Source organism: Streptomyces sp. A012304 (assembly GCF_026008495.1).
Taxonomy (GTDB): domain Bacteria; phylum Actinomycetota; class Actinomycetes; order Streptomycetales; family Streptomycetaceae; genus Streptomyces.
This window is the reverse complement of record NZ_BQUN01000188.1, coordinates 324,033-334,354: the sequence shown is the minus strand read 5'-3', so window position 1 is coordinate 334,354 and position 10,322 is coordinate 324,033. Positions and strand designations below refer to the sequence as shown.

General features: G+C 73.0%; 9 protein-coding genes and 1 pseudogene. 5 read left to right on the top strand and 5 right to left on the bottom strand.

All coding sequences use genetic code 11. From position 1 onward, the window contains the following. The 4 genes and pseudogenes from ALMP_RS39535 to ALMP_RS39520 all read right to left on the bottom strand — a co-directional run. A pseudogene (locus ALMP_RS39535) lies at nucleotides 1–256 on the bottom strand (hypothetical protein); the annotation flags it as partial. Continuing rightward, a complete protein-coding gene (locus tag ALMP_RS39530) occupies nucleotides 253–2,169 on the bottom strand; it encodes a DUF3492 domain-containing protein (protein ID WP_264936811.1) in 1,917 nt (638 codons plus the stop codon). The gene ALMP_RS39530 and the pseudogene ALMP_RS39535, both read right to left, overlap by 4 nt. A gap of 246 nt (nucleotides 2,170–2,415) precedes the next feature. After that, a complete protein-coding gene (locus ALMP_RS39525; RefSeq protein ID WP_375803609.1) occupies nucleotides 2,416–3,966 on the bottom strand; it encodes a DUF3152 domain-containing protein in 1,551 nt (516 codons plus the stop codon). Between the two features lie 8 nt (nucleotides 3,967–3,974). Continuing rightward, nucleotides 3,975–4,967 (bottom strand): alpha/beta fold hydrolase, encoded by a 993-nt coding sequence (locus tag ALMP_RS39520; RefSeq protein ID WP_264936810.1) that lies wholly within the window; start codon nucleotides 4,965–4,967, stop codon nucleotides 3,975–3,977. 200 nt (nucleotides 4,968–5,167) lie between these two features. On the opposite strand from ALMP_RS39520, the gene ALMP_RS39515 reads away from it, so the two are divergent. The 4 genes from ALMP_RS39515 (at nucleotide 5,168) to ALMP_RS39500 (ending at nucleotide 7,031) form a co-directional block, all read left to right on the top strand. Next, nucleotides 5,168–5,386, top strand: coding sequence for a hypothetical protein (locus ALMP_RS39515; RefSeq protein WP_264936809.1), 219 nt, complete (start codon nucleotides 5,168–5,170; stop codon nucleotides 5,384–5,386). A 189-nt stretch (nucleotides 5,387–5,575) separates the two neighbouring features. Continuing rightward, a complete protein-coding gene (locus ALMP_RS39510; protein WP_264936808.1) occupies nucleotides 5,576–6,217 on the top strand; it encodes a TetR/AcrR family transcriptional regulator in 642 nt (213 codons plus the stop codon). Nucleotides 6,218–6,362: 145 nt separating this feature from the next. Continuing rightward, nucleotides 6,363–6,590, top strand: coding sequence for a DUF3107 domain-containing protein (locus ALMP_RS39505; protein ID WP_264936807.1), 228 nt, complete (start codon nucleotides 6,363–6,365; stop codon nucleotides 6,588–6,590). A 171-nt stretch (nucleotides 6,591–6,761) separates the two neighbouring features. After that, complete coding sequence (locus tag ALMP_RS39500) at nucleotides 6,762–7,031, top strand: hypothetical protein (RefSeq protein WP_264936806.1); 270 nt, start codon at nucleotides 6,762–6,764, stop codon at nucleotides 7,029–7,031. A 183-nt stretch (nucleotides 7,032–7,214) separates the two neighbouring features. Here the strand turns inward: ALMP_RS39500 and ALMP_RS39495 are convergent, their stop codons facing one another. After that, complete coding sequence (locus ALMP_RS39495; RefSeq protein WP_264936805.1) at nucleotides 7,215–7,955, bottom strand: ferritin-like domain-containing protein; 741 nt, start codon at nucleotides 7,953–7,955, stop codon at nucleotides 7,215–7,217. A 536-nt stretch (nucleotides 7,956–8,491) separates the two neighbouring features. Here ALMP_RS39495 and ALMP_RS39490 point away from each other — a divergent pair. Further along, nucleotides 8,492–10,322, top strand: a 1,831-nt coding sequence (locus tag ALMP_RS39490) for a DEAD/DEAH box helicase (protein WP_264936804.1), incomplete at its 3' end; no start/stop codon positions are given.

Genomic DNA, 10,322 nt, shown 5'->3' with positions numbered 1-10,322 from the left:
CGCGCGGCGAGCCGGGAGACCCGTCGGCGTCACCACCGGGAGACGCCTCTGGACCGGCGGGCCGTCGCCCCTGGCTCTCGCCCCTCGCGCCGCACTGCCTTCTCCCGTCCCCCTCGTCTCCCTCGTCCTTCTCGCCGTTCTCGCCGTTCTCGCCCTTCCCCTCGGCTTCTCCCACCAGCCACCCTTCCGACCGCTCGTCCCAGCCGCCCTGGCTGCCCGGTGTGCCGGGCTGGTCGAGTTCTCCCAGGCCGCTCATCGCGCCCCCTCGGCCACGACGACGGGTGCCGAAGCGGGCGCCGTCGGCGCCCCCGGCCGACCGGCTTCGCCCTCGGCTCCGCGCTCAGTGCCGTCCTCGCCACCGACCGCCGCGTCCGGACCGATGCCCCACGGAGCACCCACCCCCGACTCCGACTGCGACCCCGACCCGGACTGCGACTCCGACCCCGACTCCAACTGCGACCGCGCGCCCGACCCGGACCCCGACTCCGGCCCCGGCCGACGGACCGACAGTCGGGCCTCCGGTGGGACGGCGAACGGGATGGGGCCGCCCGCCTCGTCCAGGACGACCCGGCGGACCGGGTTCCGTGAGACGGTCTCCAGGTAAATTCCGTGAAATGCCGCGACGTTCTGCTCGACGGTGAACAGTTCCAGGGCGCGTGCGCGGGCGGCCGCGCCCAGGCGCGCACGGCGCTCGGGGTCGCGCAACAAAGCCACGCACGCCTCAGCGAGCGCACGCGGATTGCGCGGCGGGACGACCAGCCCCGTACCGCCGATGACCTCGACGACCGCGCCGACGTCCGTGGACACGGTCGCCCGCCCGCAGAACATCGCCTCGACCAGGCCGACCGGGAATCCCTCGACGACGCTGGACAGGACGACGACGGCACCCGCCGTGTACGCCTCGGCGGGACCGGGCGTCTCCGGGCCGCCGATCTCCTCGAAAGACACAGGGTTGTCGCCGACGGAGTGCGGCCCCTCGGCCTCGTCGGGGAAGAGCTGCGCGGCGAGCATCCGGCAGTGGCCGAGATAAGCCGACCCCTCGGAGCCGCTCGGGGTGCCGATGATCCGCAGGCGGGTGCCGGGCTGCTCCTTGCGTACCTGGGCGAAGGCGTGCAGCAGCGACACGAGGTCCTTCGCCGGTTCGATCCGGCCGACCCAGACCAGCGTGTGCGGGTCGGCGTCGTCGGGTGCCTCGCCCACGTCGGCGAAGCGGGACGCCTCCATGCCCGGGTAGACGGTGCGCAGCTTGGCGCGGTCGGCGCCGCAGCGTTCCTGCCAGCGGCGGGCGTGCGCGTTCCCGGGGGTGACGCACGCCGCCTGCCGGTAGACCTCGGCGGCGAGCCGCCCGTGGAACGCGGCGAGCAGGGCGCGGACGGCGGGCGCGTCTTCCGGCGGCGAGGAGGCCGGCGCGTCCGCCTCGGCGCGACCGCCCGGGCCCACGCCGGAGCTCAGGTAGTGGCTCCGCAGCCGCACCCCGTACTCCGTCACCACCAGCGGCACCCCGAAGAAGTGCCGCGCCACCAGCCCCGGGAGCGCGGCGGCACCTCCCGACGCCGCGTGGCACAGGTCGAGCGAGCCGAGCCCGTCGGCGTCGTCGTCCCCGTACCAGTCGAGCGAGAGAGGGCGCAGGGCGCGTTCCAGGTGCGCGGCGACGGCGAGCAGCTCGGGAACGCGCGCCTCGCGCGCCGTACGCAGTGCTCCCGGGGCCCGGCAGGCGCGTTCCAAGGCGCGCACGGCGCTCTCCGAGCGGAGCGCGCCGACCAGGCCGCCTTCGTCGCGGGCGAGTTCCGCGAGCCCGTACAGCGCACTGGCGAAACGGTCCGCCTGAGAAGCGAAACGGTCCTCCGAGGGCCGGTCCGGGAGGAGGTCGGCGGAGGTCTGCCCACAGAGGGCGGCCACCAGCTCGCCGTAGCACTCGTCGAAGCGCCGGCGCGCGCGCCGTCCGTACGCCACCCGGGCGTTGTCGGCCGTCCACAGCGGTGCCGTGCGCACCCGGCGCACCTGCGGCGGCAGTCCGACCAGACCTGCGGCCTCCTGCTGTTCGCTGCGGCTGAGCGCGTAGAGGCCGAACTCGTGCTGCGCGAGCCCGCGCACGAGCCGGTCGCACCAGAGTCCGGCGTCACCGCTCACATACGGATAGCCACCCTCCGTAAGCAGTCCGATGTGCACCTGTGCACCCCCGATCTCCCGTTTGGAGAGCCGCCGTTCCCCCGGCGGCTCGCAGCGGGACGAACGTATGCGGACAAGGCGGTGGCACGACGGACGGTTGTCCGTCGCGCCACCAAAAGGGGTGAACGGTCGTGACTTTCGCCTGCGCGTGGCGTTCCGTCGCGCTAAGACATCACTCGACCGCGAAACGTTACGCCACCGAAGTGGGGCATCAAGGCCGGCGTCCGCCGACGGGCCGGACCGCTGTCAGCTCTTGGGGTAGGGCCAGGGGTTGGGCAGGCAGCGGATCCCGTCGTGTTCGAGGAACTTCGTCTGCTGCTGCATGACCGGCGCGAGGTCGCCGTTCTTGTCGCAGGTCACATGGTCGTAGCCGAGCCGGTGTCCGACCTCGTGGTTGATCAGCATCTGCCGGTAGGCGTACATCTTGTCGCCGTAGGTCTGCGATCCCTGCGCCCACCGGTAGGCGTTGATCATCACGCGCTCGGTGGCGGCCGAGTCGCAGGAGACGTTGTCCACGGTGGTGTCCAGGCCGGACCTCGCGCACCAGTCGGCGGTCGTGCCGGGGCTGGCCAGCGTGATGACGAAGTCGGTCTCGCCCGAGTGGATCCGCTCGAAGGTGCGGGCGCCGTTGTGGGCCCAACTGCGGTCGTCGTTGAGCGTCTTGTGCACCGCCTGTGCGAACAGTTCGGCGTCCAGCCCCAGTCCCTGCTCCACGTCGACGCGGTAGGTGTACTTCTCCCCCTTGCCGGGTGCCTTGTCGATCCCGGGGACGGCGTCGAACTTGCCCGATCCCGTGAGCGTCGCCCCGAGCCGGTAGCGCGCGTCCATCTTCTGCTCGTACGTCAGCGGCGCCGCGGCGGGCGGGGCCGACGGGCTCGGCCGGTCGTCCCCGCGGGTGGCGGAGTCGCGGGCGTCGCGGGCCGCCTGGTCGCTCGCGGACCGCGACCGCGCGGAGTCCTCGTCCCGCACGTCGGCGACCTGCCCGGCCACCACGACCGCGAGCACGGTGACGACGGCGGCGGCCGCGATGCCGGTGAAGGCCCGCCCCTTGGCGCCCTTGCCGCCGACGGGCTCGCCGGTGGGCGGCGCGTCGTCGTCGCCCCCGGCACCGGCCGGGGTGTCGGTGCGCGGGTGCGGGGCCGGGTCGGGATCCCAGTCGGTGACAGCGGCGTACGGGTCGCTCGCGCGGGGGGAGTCGGTGGAGGCGGCGACGGACACGGGCCTGCGTCGCATGAAGACGTCGTCCTCCTCGGCGAAGGCGTCGAGGTAGTCCTGCCGGGGCCCACGCGGGGCCGCCGGCCGCTGACGGGGGATCAACGGCCCGGTGGCACCGGGACCGACGGACCCCCCGGAACCACCGGCGTCGCTCGCCGGACGCCCCCTCAACTCCCCCCAGCCGCCCCCGCCCTCACGCTGCTCGGGGTGACCGCCACGGACCCGCGGAAAGCCGTGTGCGGGCGTTCCGTCGGGGAACCGGGGCACCCCGCGCGCGGGCGTTCCGTCCGCAAACCCGGGCACCCCGTGCGCAGGCGTTCCGTCCGGGAACCGCGGCACCCCGCGCGCGGGAGTGCCGTACACCGGCGTGCCGTGCGCAGGCGTGCCGTACTCGGGCGGGCGCTCGGTCGGCCGCCCCTGGGCGCGCCCACCCCACGGCCGGTCCTGCGGCTCGCCCTGCTCCTTGTTCTGCGTCTTGCTCTGCGCCCTGTCCGCCGCCTTCTGCGCCCTGCCCGTCGTCTTCTCTGTCTTGTCCTGCGGCGCGCTCCTGGGCGCGGGCCCCCGTCGACTGTGGCGTCCCACGAACCCGCTCAGCTCCCCGCGCCCGCGGGCCCGCCGGCCCGCTCGTCGGTCGCGGTGTCCGCGAGGAGTTCCCGGAAGGCCATCGCCACCGTCTCCGGGTACTCCATCATCGCCACGTGCCCCGCGTTCGGCAGGGTGAGCAGGCGGGAGTCGCGGAAGGCGCGGGCGGCCCGCTGGGCCATGCGGAAGCCGACGAGCTGGTCGCGGCCGCCGTAGACGAGGAGGGTCGGGGCGAGGACGCGTTCGGCCTGGCGCCACAGTCCGTGCTGGCCGCCCAGGGTGTAGGCGCTGACCAGCCCGCGCGCGGAGCGCGTCATCGCGTCCCAGAAGTACGGCAGCCGCAGGCGCCGCTCCATTTCCTCCACCGCGTGGCGGAACGCGTCCGGGCCGACGCGTCCGGGGTCGCCGTAGCACAGCGCCATCACCCCGCGGACGCGCTGCTCGGCCGTCCACTCGCGGGTGAAGCGGCTGAAGAGCGAGGCCACGCCGGGCATGCCGAGCAGTCCCGTGGGCACCGCGGTCCGCTGCACGCGCAGCTCCGGCAGGGCGGGCGAGACCAGCGTCAGCGTCCGCACGAGGTCGGGCCGCACCGCCGCGACGCGGGTGGAGACGGCGCCACCGAGGGAGTTGCCGAAGAGGTGGACGGGCCCGCGCCCGGAGGCGTCCAGATAGCGGATCACGGCACGCGCGTGTGCCGTGATGGAGTAGTTGCCGTCGTCCGGGGGCGGGGAGTCGCCGAAGCCGGGCAGGTCGACGGCCTCGCTGTCGACGACCCCGTCCAACTGGGCCATCAGGGCCGACCAGTTCTGCGAGGAGCCGCCGAGGCCGTGCACGTACAGCGCGGGCTGGAGTCCCGCGCGCGCGGGCGGCCGGGAACGGACCGACAGCGTGACGCCCGGAAGGCCCACCGACCGCAGTCTCTCGCCCTCGGCGACCCGGACGGACGCCGCCTTGGGCAGCGCGCTGGTGGGCGGCACGGACGGCAGCTCGGTCGAAGACATGCCGCAATGTTACGAGACGATCACGCCAGGGCTCGTGTGTTCGGCGTCACAGGCCGCGGGTCGGGCACCGGGGAGGATGGCGGCGCGATTAGTGGGCACATCGCATAGCGTCCAAAAAGGGTGTCTCCTAGGCTCGTACAGAGGGCACCCGCGTGTGGCCCCTGCATCTTCCAGGGACATTCATAGGAAGGGAGCCCGCCATGGCCTATGACCCCAGCGACCCCGACACGTTCGAGGCCGAGGACACCGCCGCGGAGTTCGATGTCGAGGCACCGGAGAACGACGCCGCGGAGCAGCACGCGGTCGTCACGCCGGACCGCGACGACCCGCTGGAGAACGTCGACCCCGCCCGGGCGAACGAGGCCGATCTCGTCGAACAGACCCGCGTCGTCTCCCTCGACGAGGACGACTACCGCTGACGGCGACACCGCGCCGAGCGGGAATGGAGCCGCATTCTGCCCGTAAAGCACCAGCCTGAAACCTTTAGTACCGCTTTTACGATCGTCCGGTCCGTGAAATTCTGCGCTCGCACCGCGCACACGACGGTTACCGAAAAGTACGATGACGGCGCGGCAGCACACCGCATGAGGACGACTTTGGGAGGCGGCGTGACAGCCATCGAGCAAACTGAGGCGGCGCGCCCGAGGGGCACGCGCCTGCCGCGCCGTGCCCGACGGAATCAGCTGCTGGGCGCCGCCCAGGAAGTCTTCGTCGCACAGGGCTACCACTCGGCCGCGATGGACGACATCGCCGAGCGCGCGGGCGTCAGCAAGCCGGTGCTGTACCAGCACTTCCCGGGCAAGCTCGACCTCTACCTCGCCCTGCTGGACCAGCACTGCGAGTCGCTCATCCAGGCCGTGCGCGGCGCGCTCGCGTCGACCACCGACAACAAGCAGCGCGTCCGCGCGACGATGGACGCCTACTTCGCGTACGTCGAGGACGACGGCGGCGCGTTCCGTCTGGTCTTCGAGTCGGACCTGACCAACGAGCCCGCGGTGCGCGAGCGCGTCGACAAGGTCACCAACGAGTGCGCCGAGGCGATCTGCGACGTCATCGCCGAGGACACCGGCCTCTCGCGCGCGGAGTCCATGCTGCTCGCCTCCGGCCTCGGCGGCCTCGCCCAGGTGGTGGCCCGCTCCTGGCTGCACAGCGACCGCAGCGTCCCGCGCGACGAGGCGGTGCAGCTGCTGGCCTCGCTGGCCTGGCGCGGCATCGCCGGCTTCCCGCTGCACGGCAGCGAGCAGCACTGAGCCTCGGGCCGGTCGGCCGTTTGTTCCCGTCCGCTGTTCGCTCCTGGCGTGGACGGCCGCGCCGTGTCCGTCCCCTCACCGGGCTAATGTGTGCAGCGTACGGCGCGGACGCCCGCGCACCACTGACCGTCGGAGGGACTTAGCCGTGGAGGTCAAGATCGGCGTGCAGCACGCGCCCCGCGAGATCGTTCTGGAGAGCGGTCAGAGCCCCGAGGAGGTCGAGCGGGTAGTGGCCGAGGCACTGGCCGGGAAGTCGCAGCTGCTCAGCCTCGTGGACCAGCACGGCCGTAAGGTCCTGGTCCCGGCCGACCGCCTGGCCTACGTCGAGCTGGGCGAGCCGGCCCCGCGCAAGGTGGGTTTCGGCGCGCTGTAGTCAGCGAACAGAGGGAGGGGGGTCCGACACTCGTCGGGCCCCCCTCCCTCTTTCTCCTTCTCCACAGATGGCGCACAAGTCATCCACAGAGGAGGATTGCATTCCGCAGGTCACGGGTATGACGGCCTACGACCTTGGTGCACGGCCCGGCCGTCTGGGAGGGACCCCCACATGATCTTGGAAGCGCTCGGCTCCGCTGTGCTCGGCCTCGTGCTCGCCTGGGTGGCGGTCCGTCGCCTGTCCCACCGCCTGCCGGTCACCAGCCTGGTGTACGCCACGGGCGTCGCCGGAGCCCTGTTCGGTGACTTCGTCACCCACAGCGCCCTGGGACCCGGCACCACGCTGCTGAGCCTGGTCGGCGCGGCGATCGTCTCCGCCGCCTCGCTCTCCCTGCTGGTGCGCCCGGTCGGCCGGCTGCGGCGACGATCAGCCACGGCGTGAGGCTCGATCAGCCGCCGATCGCCCTGCCGCCTGCACCTGAACTGTCGGCCCTTGAGCCGGCGGCCCTCTGAGTCATCGACCCCTCGGGCCACGGCCGTCACCCCTTGGGTCGCGGCCGTCGGCCCTAAGCCATCAGGCCGTTGCGCCGTGGCCGTCAGCCCGTCGCGCCGTGGCCGTCGGCCCTCAAGCCGCCAGCCCCAGCGCCGCCATCCGCTTGGTGTGCGCCTCCGTGATCCGGGAGAACATCCGGCCCACCTCGGCGAGGTCGAAGCCGTCCGCGACACCTCCCACGAGCATCGTCGACAGCGCGTCACGGTCCGCGACCACCCGCTGGGACTGCGACAGGGCCTCACCCATCAGCCGCCGCGCCCACAGCGCGAGACGCCCGCCCACGCGCGGGTCGGCGTCGATCGCCGCGCGCACCCGGTCCACGGCGAAGCCCGCGTGCCCGGTGTCGTCGAGCACCGCCAGCACCAGCGCGCGGGTGTCGGAGTCCAGGCGCACCGCGACCTCCCGGTAGAAGTCGCTCGCGATCGAGTCACCGACGTACGCCTTGACCAGGCCCTCCAGCCAGTCCGAGGGGGCCGTCTGCTTGTGGAAGCCGTCCAGCGCGGCGACGAACGGCTCCATCGCCACGGTCGGCTCCTCGCCGATCTCCGTCAGCCGGTCGCGCAGCCGCTCGAAGTGGTGGAACTCCGCCGACGCCATCTTCGCCAGCTCCGCCTTGTCCTCCAGCGTGGGTGCCAGCTTGGCGTCCTCAGCGAGCCGTTCGAACGCCGCCAGCTCGCCGTACGCGAGCGCGCCGAGCAGGTCCACGACCGCGGCGCGGTACTGGGGGTCGGCGGAGGCCTGCGCCCAGTCCTGGGCGGCGATACCGGTGGCGGCGGCGTTGGCAGCGTTCTCAGGCTTGTCAGAGGTCGTCATGCAGCGCACAATAGCCCGCCCACCGCACGGCGGAAGTCCCTGGTCAATCAGTGCGACCACGAAGACGCCAATGACCACGCCCAGCGGTGTGACAACCACTACGTGACCGAATCGGCCATCACATGTGCGCGAATCCGGGGTATGGTGGTAATGCGCCTGCTGGTACGCGGACGAATTCCGACGTGCCTCGACAGGCCGCACGTATGAGGATGCCCGGTCGGTGGCCCGATCGGCTCCGACCCGACAGCCCTCCCTGACCGTACGGCACTGGTGCGTACAGGATCGGAGGGAACCTCAGCGGTTCGAGCGCTAGAGCGTCGGCAGAGGTCCCGTGCACTACGGCGTGCTCCCCACGGCCCGCTCGTAAGGCAGCCGACGTCCCGGCACGGTCCGACACGACCCCCGCGCTCGCCTCGCACCGCACACACAGAAGAGGCAGCACCCTGACTACGACGTTCCGAGAGCTCGGAATCCTTCCCGAGACCGCCGAGGCCCTGGAGGCCGTCGGCATCACGACTCCCTTCCCCATCCAGGAGATGACGCTCCCCGTGGCCCTGTCGGGCACGGACGTCATCGGCCAGGCCAAGACCGGCACCGGAAAGACGCTCGGCTTCGGCCTTCCGCTCCTCGATCGCGTCACCGTCCCCGCCGACGTCGAGGCCGGCCGCGCCCGCCCCGAGGACCTCACCGACGCCCCGCAGGCACTCGTGGTCGTCCCCACGCGCGAGCTGTGCACTCAGGTCACCAACGACCTGCTGACCGCGGGCAAGGTACGCAACGTGCGGGTCCTCGCGATCTACGGCGGCCGCGCCTACGAGCCTCAGGTCGAGGCCCTGCAGAAGGGCGTCGACGTGGTCGTCGGCACCCCGGGCCGGCTGCTGGACCTCGCGGGCCAGAAGAAGCTGAACCTGAAGCACATCCGGTCCCTCGTCCTCGACGAGGCCGACGAGATGCTCGACCTGGGCTTCCTGCCCGACGTCGAGAAGATCATCAACATGCTGCCGGCGAAGCGGCAGACGATGCTGTTCTCGGCGACCATGCCGGGCGCGGTCATCGGTCTCGCGCGGCGCTACATGTCGCAGCCCACCCACATCCGCGCCACCGCGCCGGACGACGAGGGCGCGACCGTCGCGAACATCGCGCAGCACGTGTACCGCGCGCACAACATGGACAAGCCCGAGATGGTGGCGCGTCTGCTCCAGGCCGAGGGCCGGGGCCTCGCCATGGTGTTCTGCCGTACCAAGCGCACGGCGGCCGACCTCGCCGACCAGCTCAAGCAGCGCGGCTTCGCCTCCGGCGCGGTCCACGGCGACCTCGGCCAGGGCGCTCGCGAGCAGGCGCTGCGCGCCTTCCGCAACGGCAAGGTCGACGTCCTGGTCTGCACCGACGTCGCCGCGCGCGGCATCGACGTCGAGGGCGTCACCCACGTCATCAACTACCAGTCCCCCGAGGACGAGAAGACGTACCTGCACCGCATCGGCCGTACGGGCCGCGCGGGCGCGTCGGGTACGGCGGTCACGCTCGTCGACTGGGACGACATCCCGCGCTGGCAGCTGATCAACAAGGCGCTGGAGCTGGACTTCAACGACCCGCCGGAGACGTACTCCACCTCGCCGCACTTCTTCGAGGAGCTGAGCATCCCCGCGGGCACCAAGGGTGTCCTGCCGCGCTCGGAGCGCACCCGCGCCGGGCTCGACGCGGAGGAGCTGGAGGACCTCGGCGAGCCCGGCGGCCGTGGTGGCCGTGGGCGCGGTGGCCGGGGCGGCCGGGACGAGTCCGGCTCCGCCGAGCGCGAGCGCCCCGCCCGTACGCCGCGCCGTCGCCGTCGCACGCGCGGCGGAGCGCCGCTCGGCGAGGGGACGCCGGCGCCTGCCGGGGCCCCGGCTGCGGAGGCTCCGGCGGCCGAGCAGTCGCCCGTGGCGGAGGAGACCGGCGCGCCGCGCACCCTGCGCCGTCGGCGCCGGACGCGCGGCGGTGCCCCGCAGGAGGCCGCAGTCGCCGCCGTGCCCGCGACGCCGGTCGACGAGGCCGCGGAGGCGGCCGTGACTCCGGCGGAGGGCCCGGCCCTCGACACCCCGGAGCCCGCCGCGCCGCGCCGCCGCCGCACCCGCAAGACCGCGGAGGCGCCGACGGAGCAGGAGCAGCAGGCAGCGGTGGAGACTCCGGCGGCAGAGGTCGTGGAGACGCCGATGGCCGAGGCCGCGCCGACCACGCCGCGCCGCCGCACCCGGAAGACGACGTCCGCGGCGGAGACCGCGGTCGCGACGGCGGAGGGTACGGAGACGACGGCGGAGGGTACGGAGACGGCGCCGGAGACCACCGAGGCCAAGCCGCGCCGCACCCGCAAGACAGCGGCCACGGCCCCCG

Excerpts from the sequence above, each read along its gene's own strand:
- ALMP_RS39520 (WP_264936810.1), bottom strand. The coding sequence starts at position 4,967 with ATGTCTTCGACCGAGCTGCCGTCCGTGCCGCCCACCAGCGCGCTGCCC.
- ALMP_RS39515 (WP_264936809.1), top strand. The coding sequence starts at position 5,168 with ATGGCCTATGACCCCAGCGACCCCGACACGTTCGAGGCCGAGGACACC.
- ALMP_RS39500 (WP_264936806.1), top strand. The coding sequence starts at position 6,762 with ATGATCTTGGAAGCGCTCGGCTCCGCTGTGCTCGGCCTCGTGCTCGCC.
- ALMP_RS39495 (WP_264936805.1), bottom strand. The coding sequence starts at position 7,955 with ATGACGACCTCTGACAAGCCTGAGAACGCTGCCAACGCCGCCGCCACC.